Below are 21305 nucleotides of genomic sequence, written 5' to 3' on the forward strand. Positions count from 1 at the left end.
CATTTGATAAGGGTTTTGATTATTGTAAAGACCATAATGTTACAACTATCTATGTAGATGGGACTTTTTATGGTGAAATCGCTGTGTCTTTAGATAATTTGACTATAATTGGTATAAATAATCCTATTATTTCCGGTGGTAAAACTAGTCGCGGATTAACTAATTATGCTTCTAATCTTACAATTAGAGGATTTACTTTCAAAGATGGTTACGGACGTATTGGAGCTTCAATTTTTGATTATGGAGGTATTACGGTAATAAACTGTACGTTTATTAATAATTATGCTTGGGGTGCAGGTGGCGCAATTTATGCTCCTTCAAATTATTTTAAAATAATTAATTCAACTTTTATTAATAATATTGCATATCAAGGTGCCGCTATTTATGGTGAATATGGTGCTAGTATAATTAATTCAACATTTATTAATAATGGAAATCTTAGTACAAGTCAAGGTGGTGCAGTATTTATGTATGGTGATAATTTATATGTTGAAAATTGTAGCTTTATTAATAATACTGCAAACTATGTAGGTGGTGCATTTATAACTTATAGTGCTGGTAATGTTACTTGTATTAACTCTAGCTTTATTAATAATACTGCAAAAGTAGCTGGTGGAGCCATTATCTCTGATGGTGAGAGTAATTATATAAATAATTGTACTTTTATTAATAATAGTGCTTTAAATTATGGCGGTGCTGTAAGTTTATTTAGTGGAAATATTTCTAATTCTAATTTTATTGATAATACATGTATTAGGTTCTGCAATATGTAGTAATAATCTACAGCTATTTAATGTAACTGTTACTAATCCTTACTTTATCGGCTCAGATATTGTGGTGTTATCTTATGGAGTGATAAATGGTACTAATAGTTCAGTTGTTAAAATCTATAATTATCCCGTTATTGATGGAACTTTATATAATATGACTGACGACGGATATATTGGTTTTTGTGCAGAAAAACATAATCATGAACCTTATTATGGTTCTTATTCCATTAATTTAGATGGTATTAGAAATAACCTTAATGGGGATTATGTTGGTGAATATGTTAAATTATTAATATATCATAATTTAAACCAAAGTTCTAATTTAAATAGTACAGATATTAAGTTAATTCAGAATTGGATTTGGGATTTTACAGATAGTAATTTTCTAGAATCTAATGATACTGTTATTCAGGATGTTATTAGAAGATATAATATGGGTGAACGTGTTCCTTCAATATTCTCTAAAATTTTAGATAATGGTACAGTTTTAAATTATCTTTTTAGATCTTCATTTTCCGCAAATAACTATCAGAATATGTTCATGTTTAAAATTGTTTCTGGTGTGGATAATGTTACGGTAGATAAAAAAACCTTAAATTCTAATGTTACTGTCGGTGATTTAGTTAAATTCAATATCACTGTAATGAATAATGGTAATTTAACACTCAATGGTGTATTTATCAATGATTCTAATTATGATATTGGTCTCGATTATTATAATTATATTAATGGTACTGGTTTATGGGATTATAAGGGAAATCATATTTGGGTTTTAACAAATCCTTTAAATCCTGGTGAATCAAGAAATATTATATTATTATTTAATACCAGTAAAGAGGGTATCTTAAATAATAATGTTAGTGCAGGTTACTTAAATAAAACAATATCCTATGCTGTAAATAATACAACTGTAAATCATCGTAATGCTACAAATACTACTAATATAACAAATAATACAACAAATAATACTTCAAAACCAGATAATAACACTACAAATAATACTACAAATAATAAAATAAACAATAATACAAATAATAAAACAAACAGTACCTCAAAAGTAAACTACAATAATAAGAATAATGTAGTTATGTATAATACTGGAAATCCATTATTTATTTTGATAATAGCTTTAGTTTTATTATTGTTTGGAAGTTTTAAAGGGAATAATAAAAAATAGTTTTTAAATATAATTACTTTTTTAAGTAATTATCTTTTATTTTTTTTAGTTCATATTAATTTTTTTTTTATAAATTATGGGTTTTTTAACTCTAATTATTTAATTATAGTATATTTATTTTAATTCTGTTTTATTAGATAATATTTATAATAATTTTACTTTTTTTATTTTTATTTTTATACTGCTTTGATTTAATAATATATTGGAGATATTAGTAGTTTAATAGTTATACCTTAATTTAAGTTTTTTTAAGACTTAATTTATATCTTAAAATATTATCCTCGATCTTTTAATATGATATTCAGTATCCAATAATTGTTAAAAGTTTTTAAAAATTCGTCTGTTTTTTTAAAAATAAAAATACAGTTTCAATTTATTTTGTAAATTTTTTAAACATTTTAAGAATCATTATCTAAACATATAACAAATATATTTTAGTTCTGAAAATAAAACATAAAAATTTAAATATTATTAAAATAAATATAATAAAAAACTCTATTATATTAGGATATTATGAAGTGGTAGTATGATGATAGATGAAGTTTTAAAGGCAAATGAGGAATTTACTAAGAACTTTGAAGGTGAAGAATTGGGACATCTTCCTAAGAAAAAATTAGCAATATTAACATGTATGGATACACGATTAGTTAACTTTTTAGAACCAGCATTAGGTATTGAAAGAGGAGATGCAAAGATCATTAAAAATGCAGGAAATACCATTGTTGGTGAAGATGCAGTCAGATCAATTGCAGCAGCCATTTACTCCCTAGGGGCTGAGGAGGTGATGGTTATAGGCCATACTAATTGTGGAATGGCACATGCAGATGAGGAGAAAATAATCAATAAAATGCTTGAGATGGGAATTTCCAAAGAGGAAATTGATAAGGTTGACATTAAGGAATGGATTGGCGCAATAGATGGTGAGGAATCCAATGTTATAAAAACGGTTGACACAATTAAAAACCATCCATTGATTACAGATGAGGTACCTATACATGGGTTAATAATTGATATTGTAAGTGGCGAATTAAAAGTATTGGTAGATGGAAGAGAGTAAGCATTTAGGTATAATTTCATCAGTATGTTGATAAATATTTTCAAATATTTTTTTTTTATCCATGTCTAAAACTCTTTTTATTAATACAAAATTCGATTTTTTTATTTTTTATTCAAATATGTATCATTACTTTTTTAACTGTTTTTAAGAAATCTATTTGATCTTATAGTTTATTTCAGTTTATTTTGCTTTTCTACTATTTTTTTATAAAATTACTAAAAATTTCCTAATATTATAAATATTTAAATATATGAAAGAACTAAAATTTCATTATAATTAATTTTTGAATAAATTATGTAGGAGAATAAAAATGTTTAAACGTGAAATAGAACTTTCAGGTCATATAATTGATTCAAATATTTTACCTAAAACATTTGATATAATTATGGACCGTGGTGGAGATTTTGATACTGTAGATATTCAGGTTGGTAAAAATAAAACCGATATATCCAGGGCTAAACTAATTGTATATGCAGAATCAATTGAAAAATTGAATCAAATTCTAGATGAACTTTCAGCTATTGGTGTATCAATTGCAGGAATAGAAGAAGTTAATTTAGAAGAGTCACCAGCTGATCATGTTCTTCCGGAAGGATTTTATTCTACTACTCACCACACAACTCACGTCTTATATAAAGGTAACTGGTTAGTTGTAAAGGATATTGAGATGGATTGTGCAATTGTAATCGATGAAGAAAAAGAAGAGGCATACTGCAGACCATTAGGTGCAATTAAAAAGGGAGATAAAATTGTTGTTGGAATTGAAGGTGTTAAAGTTTCTACACCTGAAAAACCAAGAGGAAAAACCAACAACTTTGAATTTATGAACAGTGAAGTTTCATCTGAGAAACCTTTAATGAGTATTGTTGAGGATATTGCAGATGAGGTTAAGAAGGTTAAAGCTCGCGGGGGGAAGATTGCATTTGTAGGTGGACCTGCTATTGACCATACAGGTGCTAATAAGGTTGTTGCAAAATTGATTAAAGAAGGTTATATTGATGTATTATTTGCGGGAAATGCACTTGCAACACATGATATTGAAATAGCATTGTATGGTACCTCATTAGGAATTGATGTTGAAACAGGTGAAATTGTTACAAATGGTCATTCTCATCATATGAGGGCTATTAACACAATCAATCGTTCAGGTTCTATTAAAGAAGCTGTAGAAGATGGAACCCTAAAAAGCGGTATAATGTATGAGCTTGTTAAAAATGATGTACCTTATGTACTTGCAGGTTCTATACGTGATGATGGACCTCTTCCAGATGTTATAACCGATAGCCAAGAAGCACAAAATGAGATGCGTAAATATGTACAAAAAATAGATATGGTATTTATGGTTGCAACCATGTTACATTCTATTGCTGTAGGTAATATGTTACCTTCCAGAGTAAGTAGTGTATGTGTTGATGTCAATCCATCCACTGTAACTAAACTTGCAGATAGAGGTAGTGCTCAAGTTCTTGGTGTTGTAACTGATGTAGGTGCTTTCCTACCAGTTTTATATGATGAACTTCACAAGGACGATGAGGATTAAATCTTAATTTAGTTAAAAATATATCAATTTTTGACTACTACTTTTTTTCATTTTAATTTTTTTTTGCATGTAATTTTTCTTATATTCTTAAATGTCTATAATAGATTTGAGTTTTATTTTTTTTTAGATTTAACATATAACTTTTCTTATATTCTCAAAATATTACAAAAAATTTAAGTTTTTAGTTATTTAAAGAAATTTTCTAATTAAAAGCTATTTTTCAATTGAAACAATTTATTAAAAACTTTAATTCAAATCTTGTTAATTTTATAGTTCTAATTTCTAAACAGGTCCTTTCATACTAATTTTAATATAAGGTAATAAACTTTTTTTAATATAAAAATATAATTATAATTAACTTTAGATTATTCAAATTAAATGTTTTATTTTTAAACTAGATTTTTAGATTATAACGATTTAATGAATTTTAAATATAAATTATTTTAATTTAAGATGTGTTTACTCTCAAGTTTTTAAGTGATTTTTATGGAAAAGGTTATAGTTGCAAATATGGTTGATGTTGAATTTAATGATATGTATCCTGCCGAGATATATATTGAAGATGGATATATTAAAGATGTAATTCCGATTGTTACAAGTGATCCTACAGATGTGGATTTGGATTTTGAGGGTATCTTACTTCCGGGATTTATTGACAGTCATATCCACATTGAAAGTTCAATGCTTACACCTGCAAATTTTGCAAAGGCTTGTATACGTCATGGTACTACCTCAGTTATAGCTGACGATCATGAAATTGCTAATGTTCTAGGTGTTAAAGGAATCAATTTCATGATTGAAAATGGATACACGGTCCCTTTTGACTTTTTCTATGCTGCACCAAGCTGTGTGCCGGCAACCAACTTTGAAACCTCCGGTGCGGTTCTTGATAGTGAAATAGTTAAAATGGTTTTAAGATTTGATGATGTGGTATCACTCGGGGAGATGATGAACTTTCCAGGTGTACTTGCAGGTGATGAAGAGGTATTTAAGAAGATTGAATATGCCAAGAAACTAAATAAACCAGTGGATGGTCATGCTCCACTTCTTTCAGGTGAAGATTTAAAAACTTATATTGGTGCAGGTATATCTACTGACCATGAATCTTCAAGTTTTGATGAGGCTATTGAAAAAAAGAAATTAGGCATGAAGGTAATGGTCCGTGAGGGATCATCTGCTAAAAATTTTGACGATATCTTAAATCTAAACGATAGAAAAATCTTCTGGGCCAATACCGAAGAGGGTTCTAACCTATCCCATTCTGACTTCAATATCCTTATTAAAAATCCGATATTCGATTTCCTTGTATCTGATGATAAAAATCCCGTTGATTTGGAGAAGGGTCACTTAAACTTACTTGTAAAAAGACTTATTGATTTGGATGTCTTCCCAATTGAGGCTATTAAGATGGTTACAATAAATCCTGCAAAACATTATAATCTGGATGTGGGATCAATTTCAATTGGAAAAAGAGCAAACTTTGTTTTGATTGATAATTTTAAGAATTTCAATGTTTTAAAAACATTTGTTGGCGGTGAATGTGTATATGATAATGGGCATGTTTTATTTAATGCACCTCCAGCTCAACTTGAAAACACCTTTAGATTATCAGAAAAATCACCAGAGGATTTTGATGTAAAAGTTGAACTTAAGGAAGGTACTGTCAAAGCACGTGTAATTAAGGTTTTAGACGGTTCTTTAATTACAGATCAAACAATTAAAGAATTGGATGTAATGGATCATATTGTTCAGGAAAATGTAGATAGGGATATTTTAAAGATAGCTGTTGTAAATAGATATGGACAGGATACTGTTGCAAATGGATTTGTTAAGGGATTCAATATTAAGGATGGTGCATTTGCCTCTTCCGTAGCTCATGATTCTCATAATATAGTTGTGGTTGGAACCAATACTAGAGACATGGCTAAGGCAGTTAATATTATTAGAGAAAACCAGGGAGGACTTGCTGTAGTCGCTCAGAAAAAAGATATTAAAGAAATCTTGGAATTACCTTTAGCAGGTTTAATGTGTAATGATAATGTTGAAACTGTATCATTAAAGTTGCAGAATCTTCAAAATATATTAAAGGTTCTTGGTTGTGAACTTAAAGCGCCATTTATGACGATGTCCTTTTTAGCACTTCTAGTACTTCCTTCACTTAAATTATCAGACAAAGGTTTATTTGATTCTAATAATTTTGAATTTGTAGATTTGATAGTTGATGAGGATAATTAATCTTTAATTATTACTCTTTACTTTTTTTTATCTTTTATCTATTAAAATTTTATTTGTATTGAAATAATCTCTTTTCTAAATTTATAATTTGATAGTTTAAAACTTATTTTTATAGACTAATGATTAACTAATTGGATTAAAAACAGTTTTTATTAAGCAAATTTATAGATTTTTTTTAATTAGTTTTATATGATTGGTGGTAGAATTAGTTATTTATTTATTAATTTTTGTTTTTTTTAATTAGTTTTATATGATTTGAGGTAGAATTAGTTTTTACTAATTAAAATCAAAATTTTTGATTCTATTATTTTAAAAAGAGAGGTATAATAGAATTATATATTGTTAATATTATCTAAATATACAATTCTATCTGTAATTCTATTAAGTAAGTTATAATCGTGACTTACCACTAGAACTCCAACCTGTTTTTCTTTTGCTATTTTAAGTAGGCTTTCCCAGATTTGTACTTGTGTTACTGCATCTAACATTGTTGTTATTTCATCTGCAATAACAAATTGTGTTTTTGGATTTAATGCCCTAAGTATGCTAAATCTTTGTTGCTCTCCACCAGATAGTTCTGAAGGATATCTGTCAAACCAATCTTTTTTAATACCAAATTCATCTAAGATGTCATCTGTCGGATTCCAGGATTCCCTAATAATTTTATTCATTTTCCATTTGGGATTCATAACCTTCTCGGGATGTTGGAAAATAAGTTGAACTGGATTAAATCCACTTTCAATTTCATTATTATTAATTGTAATCTTGCCGGAATAATCCTGAATGAATCTTGTTAAAATCTTGCAGAATGTTGATTTTCCAGAACCACTATCACCAAATAATCCTACTACCTCACTATTATTCATTTCAAAATCAAGGCCTTTTAAAATTGGTTTTTTTTCAATATATCCGAATGAGATATTTTCGGCTTTAAGGATATTCATTTTATTCCTCTCCTGTTAGTGGATGATTACATCTTATCATATTACCATTAAGTTCCCTTAATTTTGGAACTTCATTTACACATTCCTCAGTTTTCAAACTGCAATTTTCCTGATATGGGCATCCTTTCGGAATATGCATATATGATGGCTGATGTCCTTTGGTTAGTTTGAAATTGGTTTCAGGTAAAGCGTCAAATAATGCTTTGGTATAGGGATGCATAAGGTTTTCACCATTGTTTTTGAAGTTCTCTGTTCTGGTTATCTCAATTACATATCCGAGATAAATGATAGCTATTCTATCACTAGTTTTTATTGCAGTATTAATGTCATGTGTAATTAGTAGAATACCTGTTCCCTTGTCCTTTAAGTCAATCAAGTTATTAATGGTTTCATTGACAGATTTTTCATCAAGACCTGGTGTTGGTTCATCTGCAATTATGGTGTCTGGATTGTTAAGTAATGCAGTGGATATGAGAACTTTTCTTGCCATTCCTCCTGAAAGTTGGAATGGATACATCTCGTCTACTTCTGGTTTTAAGCCATAATTTTCAAAGATTTTTCTCTGTTTTTCATAAATGGCCTTTTTCTTACTTTCATCTTCAATATTTCCAACTGCTTGGTCTTTAACTCTCATCAAAGGATTTAGATAGTTAACTGATTGTGGAATTAGACATAGGCTCTTTCCTCTAACTGTCTCCTGTAATTGGGGCGTTAAGCTTTCACCTTTATATTTCATCTCTCCTTTAACATTGGCATTAGGAGGCAATATTCCAAGGATTGCATGTGCAAGTAAACTTTTTCCAGAACCGCTGGCTCCAAGAACAGCTAAAATCTCATTTTCATAAATATCTAAACTTAAGTCAGATAAAACCTTTAGTTTTCTCTGTTCTAAACCTTTAAAATATTGGTTAAATGATATTGAAAGATGTCTTACTTCTAATAATTTTTCCATATTCAATCTCCTTATGTCTGTGCACTTTGGGGATTTAATAATTTGTTCACATTCTCACCAATAAGATCAAATAATAATACTAATATTAATAATGATAATCCTGGATAGAATGCTAACCACCAAGCTCCTGTACTTAAATAGTTCATTGATTCTGCAAGGATAATACCAATTGCAGGTTGGTGTGGTGGTAGTCCAAATCCTAAAAATGAAATACTTGCCTCATGCATAATAGCATGTGGGAACATCAATATTACTCCAACAATAATCTGGGATATTATTAGAGGGAAAATATGTTCTTTAGCAATCCATAATTTGGATTTTCCAAATTCCTCAGACAATTTAATATAATCCATTGTTTTTATCTGTTTAATTTCTGCCCTTAATACTCTTGCAAGTGGGGTCCAATGAGTTAGACCTACACCCATGATTACACCGTAGTAACCTCCTCCACAACTAATTGAAATTAGTATGATTAGTAAAATATGTGGAATTGAACCGAATAAATCAATTACTGCAGCTACAAACTCATCTGCAACTTTATTGACACTGGATAAAATGCCTAATATAATTGCTACAACAGTACTTATTAATGCAGCAAAAGCTCCTACTCCAATACTTAGACCTAATCCAAGTAATGTACGTGTAAACATATCTCTGCCCATCCAATCTGTTCCGAATATATGTTCGAAAGATGGTGCTTGGTTAATATTTGCAAAATCTGTTGTTAAACTATTGGGGTCAATTAGGAAATTGCTTAAAAATACACTAATTAGAATTAATGAAGCAATGATTATTATTACAAGGGTTTTAGTTCTGAGGTTTGCATGATAAAGTACCCATGGTCCATTTTGATTTTTATTCCTTCTCAATGTAATCATTCTCCTTAATTCTTGGATCAACAAAGTAATATAATATGTCTGCAATTAAGTTACCTACAAATACAAATATTGCACTAATTAAAACTATACCTAATAGTAATGGTACATCACTTTGAAGTCCTGCCGCTACTGCAGTCTGTCCGATTCCAGGATAGGAAAATACTTGCTCTACAAGAACTGCTCCACCAAACAGTTCACTAAATGATAAGAATTGTAATGTTAATGCAGGAAGTAAGATATTTCTTAATGCCTGTCTTTCAATAAGTTTCCATCCGGATTCTCCTCTTGCTTTTGCAAAAAGAATATAGTCTGATGAAAGAACATTCACCAATTCATTTCTTGTGTATAGTGCTATGGATGCAACTCCAACAAGACTTAATGTTAATGTTGGTAATATTAAACTTGATATCCAATCCCAAATACTCACATCATTACTTAAGGTTCCTATTGGTGTTCCAAGTCCAATTGGGAACCATCCTAATTCTACACCAAATATGATTAAAATCACTAAACCTATCCAAAATGATGGTGCAGACTGTAAAATGTAACAATATACTTTAATGATTTTATCTATCCATGTATCCTTGTTTTTACCTGCAATTACTCCAAGTAGGAATCCGAATATACCGCTAATAAGCCATGATAAAAACATTAATACAATAGATGCCTGGAATTTCTCAAGGATTACATCAATAACAGGTATACGATAAATTAAAGAAGTTCCTAAATTTCCCTGCAATAAGTTTATTAACCAATTCCAAACTTTAACATACATTGGCTGTCCTACGCCCCAATAACTTTCTAATGCGGCTCTTTGAGTGCTACTAACTGGAACATTTTGTAAATATGCATTAACGGGGTCTATAGGAGATAAATCTAATAATATAAAACTAAATATTGCTACTGCAATCATCAATACAATAAAATGGATGGTTTTATTTCGAATAAATTTTATAGTTCGTTTATTCAATATTTATCCTCCTAATTATGAAAAAATTTATAAAATTTTAAAAAAAAGAAGAAATAATTAAATTTTTAATTTAACTATCAATTATTGAAGTTAATTAAATTAATTTAATTATTTACGTTTCCAATCAACAATATTCGCCATATAATCTTGACCCATAGTAGGTGCTGTACCCATATCTACAGTATTTTTAACAAAATAACAATAATCATAGTCTGCTACCCATAACCATGGAGCATCTGCATTTGGAGCAAATCCACTATTATTATTAATGTAGGCAGCTTTTGACCAGTAACTGCTTGCTTGATCAGGGTTTTGACTTAATGCATCCTCTAAGTATTTATCTACCTCTGAATTGTTATAAGCACCAGGGTTCATATAATCATCTTCACTAAAGTTTGTTTTACTATGGAATTGTTGATATTCTGTTTTATATGGGTTGTCGGATGATTGTTGCATTACTGAACCTTGGCTGTACATATTTTTATATATTGTATCCCAATCAGCACCAGTTAATTCAATGTTGATTCCTAAATCTTTTGCCTGTTCTGCAATAACAGTTGCTAAAGCTTGTCTTGATTGATCCTTAGATGAGTAGTAAACTTTGAAACTTGCATTTACTCCGTTTTTCTCTCTAATGCCATCCCCATTACTATCTTTCCATCCAGCATCTTCAAGAATCTTTTTAGCTTCTTCTGGATTATTGTCCTGTATCTTTCCAATAGGGTTTCCATATTTCTGTGAATCTACACCAGTATATTCTACTTTTGCATGACCTTTGTATACTGATTTAACAATTTCTTCACGGTTAATGCCTACATTTAATGCTTTTCTAATTGCAGGATCTCCAGTTACATTATTACCTACCTGATTACCTCCTTCGGTTTTTAAACCAGTGTCATTGAGGTATGGTAATGCAATACCTTGTGCTCTAGGACTGGAATAATCTACAAGATTGTATCCGTCTACACTTTGATTCAAGCTTGAGAATGGTGCCTGTACGACATCAGCTTTTCCAGATTTAACAAGTTCAAATGCCGTATTCTCCTCAGGGAATAGCATGGTCACTTGTGTAAAGTATGGTTTTTTACCATAATAATTGTCGTTTACTACAAATATTGCTTGTTGGCCTTTATCCCATTGTTTTAATTTATATGGTCCTGAACCAATTGGGTTTGAACCATAGGTTTCATTATTATAACCGTCTGCTTTTACAATACCTACATATCTAAGATCATAGATAAAAGAAGATTGTGGTTTTTTCAATTTAAATTCTACACTTGTATCATTTAAAGCGGTTGCATGATCTAAATTGGACATATCTAATTGTGAATTACTAGATCTTGCTTCGTTGAATGTAAATGCCACATCTTTTGCAGTTAGACTAGTATTATCTGAGAATTTCACATTATCTCTAATATTCACTGTCCAAATCAATTCATCAGAACTTATTTTATAATCGGTTGCTAAATCTCCAGTAAAATTACCGTCTGAACCAGTTTTAAATAAAGTACTTTGTATTAGGGGATTGAAATCTAAATGTCCACATCCCCAACCAGTCAATGGGTTGAATCCTGCTTCAGGCTCACCAGCATGTCCAGGTACAGTCACAACAATATGTGTTGAATTATTGTCACTGGAATTACCAAGATAAGAAGAAGCAGCGATTATAGCTATTACAATGATTATAATTGCTATTATGCCTATCTTAATTTTTTTATCCATTTTTTTCCTCCTTTTACGGGATATTAAAAATTTAGTATTACTCTTATCTTTTGATATATTGTAAAAGTATTACTTTATTTATAATTATTAATATCAATCTTATTTTTCTTATTTTTTCTATTTAAACATTTTTGATTTATTTTCTATTGATCTTTAAAATTATTACAAAATCTATGAAATATATTTAAAAAGTATTAATTTTCCTTAAAATTTCTGAAAATTATTACAAAACCAGATTTTTATATTTAAATCAGTATTACTTTTTTTTAAATAATATATTAAAAATTAGAATTTTTTTTTTAAAAATTATTATCTGATGGATTTTTTATTCAAAGTTATTACTTTTCAACTTTTTTTAATTAAAAAAGTAATACTCCTTTTGATTTTAGATATTATTACTAAAAAGCCCCTTATTAAAATAAAAGTAATACAAATGTTAAGTATTTATATTACTTTTTACAGAATAGAAAATAGAAGTTGTAATAACTTTTAATCAATTTGTATTATTAGAGGTTTAAGAATGAATATGGATATTCTTGAATTAAATGATGAATTAATTGAGAAATATAATGTGGAAGATTTTTTATTTAAAATGATAAAAATTTCATATCAAATGAATTATGTACCTGAGTATCATTATGATATAATGGATTTGGATAAATATTATATAAATCCCAAAAAAAGTACATTTTTTATTACAATAGATAGAGATACAAATAGACTAGTTGCAACAGCAGCCATAAGGGGATATGATAAAGATTATCATATAAGAAACAAACATTATACACATGAGAATACCGCCAGTATTTACCGTGTTTTTGTAGATCCCGAGTATCGTCGTTGTAAAATTGCAACTAAAATGATTGAAAAAATAGAAAACTTCTGCCTAGAAGAAGGGTATAAGGAAATATATTTACATACACAAAAAGATAGTTGTGGAGCTTTACCTTTTTGGCTAAAAAATCAGTATGTAATCACACAAAAAGTCCCTAATGAATTAGGAACCGTTCACATGGAAAAAACCCTATGCTCAAAATAGTCCTATAATATATACCTTTGAAATAACATTTTCTCTAAAACCTATACATTTTATGTATTAAATTAAAAAATTTAAAAAAATTGTTACCTAATTGAAGATTAAAGTTCATCATAAAAAATCTTAATATTGTATTTTATAACTTTTATTTAATTGGAATTTTATATTCATTCTTCCCTTTTTTGATTTTCTATAATATAAATAATATTCATTTTCTTACTTCTTTTTTTATTCATTTTTTTTTAGATTTTTAAAGACTTTATTTTTTGTTATAGACTATAAATTCTGTCATTTTTTAATTTTTGAGTTTTTTTATAATATGCTATAAATCATATCCCATATCTTTTAACTGGTTTTTAAGTATCTCTATAGACTTTTTATCTTCAGAAGTACCTACCTTTTTTATAACCCTTTCATCTTCACGGAATCTTTCTAGATAATATTCTTTCATATTGTCATTAACTATGTCGATACGTGTGTAGTTTACAAGGGATTCAATTAACATATAAAATCCGCGATTTGCAATTTTGGGACATTTCTTATTTAGAACAATATCATAAACCTCTGCTTTAATAACTAATGACATGGAATCAGAATTAACAGGATCATTCTTTTTACGTGCTTCCTTTAATGTTTTAACCTTACATTTAAGATATGCATCACAGTCCTTCAATATCGGAACTTGATCATCTGTAAAATACTCCTTTGGAAGATTACCTATGGTGGCTAAAGTGAAAATCACCGGATTGCTTGTAATATTTACAATAAACTCCTTCTGATTTGAAATATTTTGGGCTGTATGGCTTGTTTTGAATATTCTGCACATAACCTCCTTTTCACTATATGCAATTGTACCTATTGGTGCTGCATTCTTCTTGCCATCTGGGGATATGGTTGTTATTATCGTTTCATATTGGCTTCCCTTTTCCATTCCAACTCTTTTAATGTTAACAGTCATATTATTCACAGTATTTTTTTAAATTTATATTAAATATTTAATTCTTAAAAGTTTTAATCTTTTTTATTTAATCCGGAACTTTAACAATTATTATTTATAATTTAAATAATACATTTTAAAAATACTTTGGAAAGTAATTCCCTTTTAAAAAATTTGATATTTAAAGTAATGCTACCTTTAAATTATAGTTTTTATATAGTATAATATTAAGGATATTAACCTTATCTTTCAAATTCTTTTAAGGATTGAAGGTGTTTATTTTTTAATGGAGATTATCATTTATTCTTTATATGTTTATTCAATAAGTATATATGATTATTTTAAAACTTGAATCGTTTTTATTTTTATAATGAGGCTTTTAATGGATATAATTTCAACCTTTTTAACAATTTTTGTAATATTATTAATAGGATTTATAGCTAAGCGCTCTGATTTTATAAGTGAAAGTGAAGGCGTTACCATTAATAAGGTGGTTGTTAATTTAGCAATGCCATGTCTTGTTTTTAATTCATTGTATTCTGAGAATATGTCTCTTTTACCAGTACTGGGTAAATTTCCAATTGTTGGTTTTATCACTGCTTTTATATGTTTTATAATTTCATATTATATCTTAACATTGATGGATTTACCAGACAAGCAGAAATGGGCAATAATATCTGTTGTTATTATGGGAAATACTGGTTTCGTAGGTTTTCCTGTTATTAGTGGTGTTTTTGGTTCAAGCGGTCTATTAAGGGCAATTTTTTTTAATATTACTGATGTTTTAATGATGGTTGTTGTTTATTTAATGTTTGTAATTAAGTTTGGCGGATCATATGGGAAAGCTATTGAAAGGATTATCAGGTTTCCAGTTTTATGGGCTTTAATTATAGGGGTTGTGTTTTCATTTTATAACGTTTCAATAGGCCCTGTCCTATCAAATGTTATTAAGTACTTGGCAGACATGACAATACCATTAATTATTTTGTCATTAGGTTTATCAATGAAATTTGATAATATAAGGGATAAGATAGGTTTAACATTAACAGGTACCGTATTAAAATTGTTTTTATATCCATTTATAGCATTTTTTATCATAAAGCTACTTGGATTAACAGGTTTTAATAGTACAATTGCTCTTGTAGAATCTGCCATGCCTTCTGCAATGTTGGCTATTTCATATGTTATGGAATTTAAATTAGACACTGAGCTAACATCAAGTATCATTGTTTTGGATACTTTAATATCTTTAGTAACTCTTCCTATTTTAATATCCCTTATTTAAATTTCTTTTTTTTACTTGGTTTTTATTTTGAATTGAGGTTTATTTATTTAACTAAATCTTAAAACTTTTTTTATAAAATAAATTCCTATTTAAATATTAGATAAATTAATCTTGTAATTTTTATAAACTATTTATATTATTAAAGACAAATTAAATATAATCTATAAAAATATTTAGTATGTTTATTATTGGTTAGAGATTATTACCTATAATATATTACGAATTATTAAAATTTTTTTCATTTATTATTATTTATAATTAATTTTGGGGATATAATGGCTTACAAAATGTATGATGAAATAATGGAACAACCAGGAGCCTTAAGAAAAACTTTTGACTCAGAGAAAACTTTAATGGATGAAGTTTCATCACTAATTTTAGAGAAGGATAATATATATTTAGTTGGTTGTGGAAGTTCCATCTCAACATGTTATTCTGTTAGAGATGCTTTAGAGATGGTTTCAACATTAAGTGTTCGAGTTTTTACAGGATTTGAATTTTATTATAATAAGAAATTGATTAAAGATGAGAATTCTATAGTTATCTTAACTTCACAATCTGGGGAAACTGGTGATACTCTATCATCACTTAGAAGGGCAAAGGAATATGGTATTGATACTGTAGCTATTTCAAATGAACCTGGAAGTTCAATGATTAAAGAGGCAGATTATTCTATTATTACAAGAGGGAATCGTGAAACAGCTATTCTTGGAACTAAAACATATGTTACCCAATTGGCTGCATTGTATTATATATTGTTTAAAGCTTCAGATTATGAAAATAAAGATGAACTATTATCCCAATTATTAGATATTCCTGATTTGATTGAAAGACTTATTAAAGAAACTGAAGAGGATAATAAAGCTTTGGCCGAGGAATATAAAGATGAGGATTTATTCTATTGTCTAGGAAGCGGTCCAAACTTTGGTCTTTCATATAAACTAGCCATGACAATGTTTATGGAAGGAGCTATTAAACATGCATGTCCTGTTTATGCTGCTGAATTTAGACATGGTCTTATAGAAAGAGCAGAGAAAGATGTTCCAGTTGTATTTTTAGATTCTGATTTTGAATCAGATGTAATTACTAAAAAAGCTATTGGATATTCTAAGAATCTTGAAATGAAAATAATCTTGTATAATCTATCTGACTATGTTGATGATGATTTTGATAAATTGTTATCTCCATTCGCATTTATTGTACCACTTGAATGGTTTATCTATTATTTAGCTCACTTCAATGGTGAAGATCCAGGTAGTACAAGACATATTGGAAAGGTTAGATCTGATTAAATATTTTTATTTTTATTTAACTGTTTCTTCTACTTATTTTAACAATTTTTATTTAATTTTTTGTTTTTCTGATTTTAGGTTTTAGCTATTTTTATTTAATTTTTTATTTTTCTGATTTTAGGTTTTAACTATGATTTATTGCTTTATTAAAAAGATTATAGGGGTCTGAAATTTTTACATTTGGGAAAGTTTTTGTAGGGCTGTTTTTGACATATCGCATTGTTGTATGAGGAGTGTTCCTAACAATACATAAAGAAATAGTGTTTTTTCTACAGATTTCGGTGTGAATTCGTGTATTTTTCTCATTTCTAATGAATTTTTCAATACTTTAAAGTAATCTTCTATTTTTCCACGTATTGGTTTATATTTCTTCCAATTGACAAGTTTATTTAATAATTCTTTTTTTAATCTTTTGAATATAGTTTTAGAGTTTTGTTTCTTCTTATTATTACTAAAAACGTCTAATGGATAGCTTAATTTGTCGTCGAATTTTTGTTTTGTGAAAAATTTTTTTTGAAAAAATGAAAGGAACTATTTTGTATTTGTTAATTCCTATTTGGTAGTTTTTAAAGCTGTAATAGCCTTTATCGAAGATTAACACATCTCTTTTTCTTATTAATCTTCTTCTATGCAATTCTTCTAAAATTTCTTCAAAAAGTTTTGAATCATTCGGGGCACAAGAATGTAATAAAATTGCAACAGGAGTTAATGAATCGTAATCAAGTACAAATATAGCTTTAAATCCAATATAATGGCCTTTTGAAGAAGAATAACTCCATTTTAAATTCATTTTTGCAAGTTTTTCTTTACTCTGTCTTCTACGATTGAAATTGAAATCTAAGTCCATTGGTGTGGCATCTACAATAAAAGTCTTTTTTCCCCTTCTTTTGTAGTTTCCAAAGTGTTTTAAAATGCTATTTACTGAATTGGCGTATTCCTTGATGGAAATTTTTTGCAAGTAATCATAGATTTCCTGAGCTTCTAAAACTTGATCCATTTTGAAAAATTTTCTGAGTTTATTTCTGCTTTTAAGATTTTTCACAACAAATTCCGTCGGTAAATCAAAAAACATACATATAAATTATGTTTTAATGACTGTTCTTAGTTTTTTAATATTTTTAAATCCATTTGAGATGAATATTTGCTGTGATCTTCTAGAATCGAAAATTTTAAACATTTTGTTTAACATAACATAATTCGGGTCGTTTTTATCTAAATTTAAATTGTGCATCATACATATCGTCAAATATATATTTATTGCACCTATTATTTAAATTTATTGATTTAAACGGCATTTTTTTATTTAAAACTAATTTTAAAAATGTATTATTAAAAATAAAAAATAAATCACACTTAAAATATAAAAAACAAGCAAAAATAAACCATAAAAAAAATAAAAAAAAAATTCAGGCCCCTAAAAGATTATTCTATTTATTGATTTTTAAAATAAGATTAATCGATATTACTTTATTATAAAAGATTATTTTTATTTATCGGGTTTTTAAAATAGGCTTAGTAAATTAATGATAATTAAAATTAAAAAATTATTTAATTATTAATTTTATAAAAATACGCTAATTGGTTAAGATGATATAAAAATTATAAAAATCATTTAATTTTTAAAATGGTTGAAAATAGTAATGTAGGTTTAAAAATCAATTGAATACTATTGAAATATTTAATGTGTTTATAAAAAAGTAAAAAAAGATTTGAATAATTAATTTAATTATTCAACAGTTACATTGTAAGTTTTTGGTTTACGTTTAGGAATAGTTACAGTTACAGTACCATTATCATATTCAGCGGTAGATTTTTTAGATGCTACCCTTTCAGGTAATTTGACTATTCTTTTTGCAAAACCAGCAGTTCTGCCTTTAACTAAAAATTTAAGTTCTTTTTCTGGCTTTACATTTTCATCTTTTTCGGAATCTGATTCTTCAGTTTCCTCTACTTGCGGATTAATAATGCTATTTATCTCATCCTTAAATGATTCAAATTCACAAGTGATTATGACACTTTGATCTTCAATTTCAATATTGACTGTGTCTTTAGGAGCTCCAGGAATGTCTGCTCTTAGGTAATAATTCTCATCATCTTCAAGTAAATCTACACTAATTTTGGTTGGTAATGTATCCCTATAATCATTAATCATATCTTCTAAACTTTTACTTGCAGATTTAATACTAATTACAAAGTCGTCTGCAGCTTTTTGAGCTTTTTCTTTACCGTCGGAAAAATCACTTCTGTCCATAGTTTTGTCTCCTATATTTTTTAAAGGGAAATTTATATAACATTTATAGATATATTTATCTTGTTTATAAATTTTTTCGAAAACTTATACTTTTTTTAGATTTTGATTAATCTATTCTATTTTTATAAATAGGATATTTTTTTTTAAATTGTTTTTAGATTGTTTATTCAATCAATTAATGATTATTATATTAAAAAGAGTTAATATTAAAAGATTTTTTTAAAAAATTAAGAAATATTTTTCAATTAATCATCATTTAATAAAGTATTTCAAAACTTAAAATAGATATTCTAAGGAGAATTATGAAATAATATGGATATTAATGTATCTAAGTAAGATGCTGAAAAGTTAAAAAAAGTCGTTTTTAAAAGTTAAAAGATAGTATTAGTAGTAATCATCATCATCTGGATATTTACTACGTGGAATTTTTTCAATACTATCAAATTTTGTAAGTATTTCATCTATACCATTACCTTCATATGCAGATATGATTAAAGGGTTTTCTGTTTTTTCAATGAATTGATTAATATATTCGTAGTTTTCACCTTTCTTATCATATTCTGTAAGGTCTATTTTATTAAACAGTGGTATGAATGGTATATCAAAAATATTCTGGATTTCACAGAATAGATTATATTGATTTTCAAGATAATAACCACAGGTTTCAGATGCATCGAAAATAAATAAAATGGTATCTGCCAAATCCTCGAGTGCTACAATTGCATTTAATTCAATGTCATTCATATCTCCAATAGGTCTGTCAAGTAAACCTGGAGTATCAATAATCTGAATATCCTGCCAATGTCTTTCAATATGACCAATCTGAATACCTTTGGTTGTAAATGGATAGTTTGCAACTTCAGGTTCTGCATCTGTTAACTGTCTAAGTAATGTTGATTTACCTACATTTGGAAAACCTGCAATTACAACTGTTGTAGCCTCAAAGTTAACTGTAGGCATATTTCTAAGTCTATTTTTAGCAAAGTCTAGAAAATCAAGATCTTTTGAAATCTTTTTTACAACAGATGATATTCTTCCATAAGCTTGTTTACGTAAAGTATTTGCTCTTTCAGGAGCTGATTTTCTAATCCTGTTTCTATATTCATCTTCTAATTGGGATATAATACCATATGCCCAATTTATACCTCCAAGTGCTTGTTTTAAATCATCCACACCTACGGTAATATCTATATAGTCCTGATAGAACTCAGGTAACTCTTCAATTTCAGGAGTTCTGTCTATTATCATTTTAAGTTTAGCTTCAATTACTTGACATGCAGTGGTTACTCTTACTTCCTCAATTCTTTTCCCTTTGATACGTTTAGGTATTTTTTCAGACCTTTTCATATCAGCTGCCTTTTTTCCTCTGCTAAAACCTTTGTCTAACAGTTCCTCAACTGTTGGTATTGTTGGTATCATCATATTATCACATAAAAATAATTAAAATAAATTAAAATGGTAGAATCTAAAATAAGCATGTGAATTCTATTCCTCATCAAATATTTGACCCTGGAATTTATATAGTTTTATCTCATCACTTCTCCAAGCATTAGGTGAAAGTCCTGCCTTAAGACAGGTATGTGATAGAAATTCATCCTCATCCATATTATTTTCTGTAGCTACTTGTGGAAGTAATAAACCTCTGTTAAACCCTTGTTCAACAATTAAACCATCTTCACCAATATTAATATTATCTAAATATTTTTCTTTTGGTACATCAATAAGTTGTGGCTTTGTTAAAACTGTTAATTCTATTTTAATACTTTCAAGTTCATCTTCAGTTACAATAGGGAATCTGTAATCAGAAACGGCAGCAGATATTGCAGAATTAATGGTAGCTTCAATAAGTGGTAAAACTGGTTCAGGATAACCAATACATCCTCTGAGTTTGCTGTTTTTATTTAAAGTTACAAATACTCCTAAATTTTCATATAAATTTTCTGGACAGGTTTCTGGAACTTTAATTTTTATCCTATTATTTAAGTATATCTCAATTGCCTCTCTTGCAACATCAATAAGATATTGACCATCTTCTTCAGTTAATACCATTTTATCACCTAAATTTTATTTTAAGTATTTAATGAACTTTAATGTATTAAGAATTTAATAATCATTACTTATATTTTTCTTAAATAATTTTAAAATAATTAATTAAAAATCAGTTTATAAAATTATTATAATAAATTATGTTTTCATTATTAAAAAATTTTTACTTAATTATTATTTAATTATAATATTATAACATATAAAAAAGTATTA

The 21305-nt window shown here is 27.8% G+C and carries 17 protein-coding genes and 1 pseudogene; 8 read left to right on the top strand and 10 right to left on the bottom strand.

The features are described 5' to 3' along the window. The first annotated feature begins 83 nt into the window (after positions 1-83). The 5 genes from ABM4_RS02345 to ade all read left to right on the top strand — a co-directional run bounded on the left by ABM4_RS02345 (position 84) and on the right by ade (position 6779). Positions 84-773 (top strand): right-handed parallel beta-helix repeat-containing protein, encoded by a 690-nt coding sequence (locus ABM4_RS02345; RefSeq protein ID WP_048200800.1) that lies wholly within the window; start codon positions 84-86, stop codon positions 771-773. Continuing rightward, positions 739-1947, top strand: coding sequence for a DUF11 domain-containing protein (locus ABM4_RS08695; RefSeq protein WP_052312809.1), 1209 nt, complete (start codon positions 739-741; stop codon positions 1945-1947). The genes ABM4_RS02345 and ABM4_RS08695 overlap by 35 nt, the downstream gene beginning before the upstream one ends. 526 nt (positions 1948-2473) lie before the next feature. Next, positions 2474-3004, top strand: coding sequence for a carbonic anhydrase (locus tag ABM4_RS02355; RefSeq protein ID WP_016358078.1), 531 nt, complete (start codon positions 2474-2476; stop codon positions 3002-3004). A gap of 310 nt (positions 3005-3314) precedes the next feature. Beyond that, positions 3315-4544: a TIGR00300 family protein gene (locus ABM4_RS02360; RefSeq protein WP_016358079.1), complete on the top strand. Its 1230-nt coding sequence runs from the start codon at positions 3315-3317 to the stop codon at positions 4542-4544. Between the two features lie 486 nt (positions 4545-5030). Then, positions 5031-6779 (top strand): adenine deaminase, encoded by a 1749-nt coding sequence (gene ade, locus ABM4_RS02365; RefSeq protein ID WP_016358080.1) that lies wholly within the window; start codon positions 5031-5033, stop codon positions 6777-6779. Between the two features lie 332 nt (positions 6780-7111). Here ade and ABM4_RS02370 read toward each other — a convergent pair whose 3' ends face one another. The 5 genes from ABM4_RS02370 to ABM4_RS02390 all read right to left on the bottom strand — a co-directional run bounded on the left by ABM4_RS02370 (position 7112) and on the right by ABM4_RS02390 (position 12245). Beyond that, positions 7112-7723: an ABC transporter ATP-binding protein gene (locus ABM4_RS02370; RefSeq protein ID WP_016358081.1), complete on the bottom strand. Its 612-nt coding sequence runs from the start codon at positions 7721-7723 to the stop codon at positions 7112-7114. 1 nt (position 7724) lies between these two features. Continuing rightward, positions 7725-8675, bottom strand: a complete 951-nt coding sequence (locus ABM4_RS02375) for an ABC transporter ATP-binding protein (RefSeq protein WP_016358082.1) — start codon at positions 8673-8675, stop codon at positions 7725-7727. 11 nt (positions 8676-8686) lie between these two features. Then, a complete protein-coding gene (locus ABM4_RS02380) occupies positions 8687-9544 on the bottom strand; it encodes an ABC transporter permease (RefSeq protein ID WP_016358083.1) in 858 nt (285 codons plus the stop codon). After that, the gene (locus ABM4_RS02385) at positions 9531-10466 is read right to left on the bottom strand and encodes an ABC transporter permease (RefSeq protein ID WP_369751283.1); all 936 of its coding nucleotides are present in this window, start codon (positions 10464-10466) and stop codon (positions 9531-9533) included. Before ABM4_RS02385 ends, ABM4_RS02380 begins: the two co-directional genes overlap by 14 nt. 165 nt (positions 10467-10631) lie before the next feature. Next, positions 10632-12245 carry an ABC transporter substrate-binding protein gene (locus ABM4_RS02390; protein WP_016358085.1) on the bottom strand — a complete coding sequence of 538 codons (1614 nt, stop codon included), beginning with the start codon at positions 12243-12245 and terminating at the stop codon, positions 10632-10634. Positions 12246-12858: 613 nt separating this feature from the next. Here ABM4_RS02390 and ABM4_RS02395 point away from each other — a divergent pair. Continuing rightward, on the top strand, positions 12859-13284 hold the full coding sequence (locus tag ABM4_RS02395) for a GNAT family N-acetyltransferase (protein WP_232216525.1): 426 nt from the start codon (positions 12859-12861) through the stop codon (positions 13282-13284). 319 nt (positions 13285-13603) lie between these two features. On the opposite strand, the gene ABM4_RS02400 is transcribed toward ABM4_RS02395, so the two are convergent. Then, on the bottom strand, positions 13604-14239 hold the full coding sequence (locus tag ABM4_RS02400) for a DUF447 domain-containing protein (RefSeq protein ID WP_016358087.1): 636 nt from the start codon (positions 14237-14239) through the stop codon (positions 13604-13606). Between the two features lie 361 nt (positions 14240-14600). Between ABM4_RS02400 and ABM4_RS02405 the strand changes: the two genes are divergently transcribed. Together ABM4_RS02405 and ABM4_RS02410 are read left to right on the top strand one after the other, a co-directional pair. Continuing rightward, the gene (locus ABM4_RS02405; protein ID WP_016358088.1) at positions 14601-15503 is read left to right on the top strand and encodes an AEC family transporter; all 903 of its coding nucleotides are present in this window, start codon (positions 14601-14603) and stop codon (positions 15501-15503) included. Between the two features lie 275 nt (positions 15504-15778). Then, complete coding sequence (locus tag ABM4_RS02410) at positions 15779-16795, top strand: SIS domain-containing protein (protein ID WP_016358089.1); 1017 nt, start codon at positions 15779-15781, stop codon at positions 16793-16795. 174 nt (positions 16796-16969) lie between these two features. Here ABM4_RS02410 and ABM4_RS08880 read toward each other — a convergent pair. The 4 genes and pseudogenes from ABM4_RS08880 to ABM4_RS02430 all read right to left on the bottom strand — a co-directional run bounded on the left by ABM4_RS08880 (position 16970) and on the right by ABM4_RS02430 (position 21095). Continuing rightward, positions 16970-18029 (bottom strand): annotated as a pseudogene (locus tag ABM4_RS08880) (transposase). Between the two features lie 492 nt (positions 18030-18521). Next, positions 18522-19046, bottom strand: coding sequence for an Hsp20/alpha crystallin family protein (locus tag ABM4_RS02420; RefSeq protein WP_016358091.1), 525 nt, complete (start codon positions 19044-19046; stop codon positions 18522-18524). A gap of 384 nt (positions 19047-19430) precedes the next feature. After that, complete coding sequence (locus ABM4_RS02425; RefSeq protein WP_016358092.1) at positions 19431-20468, bottom strand: NOG1 family protein; 1038 nt, start codon at positions 20466-20468, stop codon at positions 19431-19433. 63 nt (positions 20469-20531) lie between these two features. Further along, a complete protein-coding gene (locus ABM4_RS02430; protein ID WP_016358093.1) occupies positions 20532-21095 on the bottom strand; it encodes a TIGR00296 family protein in 564 nt (187 codons plus the stop codon). Between the last annotated feature and the right edge of the window lie 210 nt (positions 21096-21305).

The sequence above is a fragment of the Methanobrevibacter sp. AbM4 genome, assembly GCF_000404165.1.
Lineage (GTDB): Archaea > Methanobacteriota > Methanobacteria > Methanobacteriales > Methanobacteriaceae > Methanarmilla > Methanarmilla boviskoreani.

Bases quoted from the DNA above. Each gene is read 5' to 3' on its own strand.
- ABM4_RS02405 (WP_016358088.1), top strand. From the start codon at position 14,601: ATGGATATAATTTCAACCTTTTTAACAATTTTTGTAATATTATTAATA.
- ABM4_RS02385 (WP_369751283.1), bottom strand. From the start codon at position 10,466: ATGATTGCAGTAGCAATATTTAGTTTTATATTATTAGATTTATCTCCT.
- ade (WP_016358080.1), top strand. From the start codon at position 5,031: ATGGAAAAGGTTATAGTTGCAAATATGGTTGATGTTGAATTTAATGAT.
- ABM4_RS02430 (WP_016358093.1), bottom strand. From the start codon at position 21,095: ATGGTATTAACTGAAGAAGATGGTCAATATCTTATTGATGTTGCAAGA.
- ABM4_RS02425 (WP_016358092.1), bottom strand. From the start codon at position 20,468: ATGATGATACCAACAATACCAACAGTTGAGGAACTGTTAGACAAAGGT.
- ABM4_RS02370 (WP_016358081.1), bottom strand. From the start codon at position 7,723: ATGAATATCCTTAAAGCCGAAAATATCTCATTCGGATATATTGAAAAA.
- ABM4_RS02395 (WP_232216525.1), top strand. From the start codon at position 12,859: ATGAATTATGTACCTGAGTATCATTATGATATAATGGATTTGGATAAA.
- ABM4_RS02360 (WP_016358079.1), top strand. From the start codon at position 3,315: ATGTTTAAACGTGAAATAGAACTTTCAGGTCATATAATTGATTCAAAT.
- ABM4_RS02375 (WP_016358082.1), bottom strand. From the start codon at position 8,675: ATGGAAAAATTATTAGAAGTAAGACATCTTTCAATATCATTTAACCAA.
- ABM4_RS02390 (WP_016358085.1), bottom strand. From the start codon at position 12,245: ATGGATAAAAAAATTAAGATAGGCATAATAGCAATTATAATCATTGTA.
- ABM4_RS02420 (WP_016358091.1), bottom strand. From the start codon at position 19,046: ATGGACAGAAGTGATTTTTCCGACGGTAAAGAAAAAGCTCAAAAAGCT.
- ABM4_RS02410 (WP_016358089.1), top strand. From the start codon at position 15,779: ATGGCTTACAAAATGTATGATGAAATAATGGAACAACCAGGAGCCTTA.
- ABM4_RS02400 (WP_016358087.1), bottom strand. From the start codon at position 14,239: ATGACTGTTAACATTAAAAGAGTTGGAATGGAAAAGGGAAGCCAATAT.
- ABM4_RS02355 (WP_016358078.1), top strand. From the start codon at position 2,474: ATGATGATAGATGAAGTTTTAAAGGCAAATGAGGAATTTACTAAGAAC.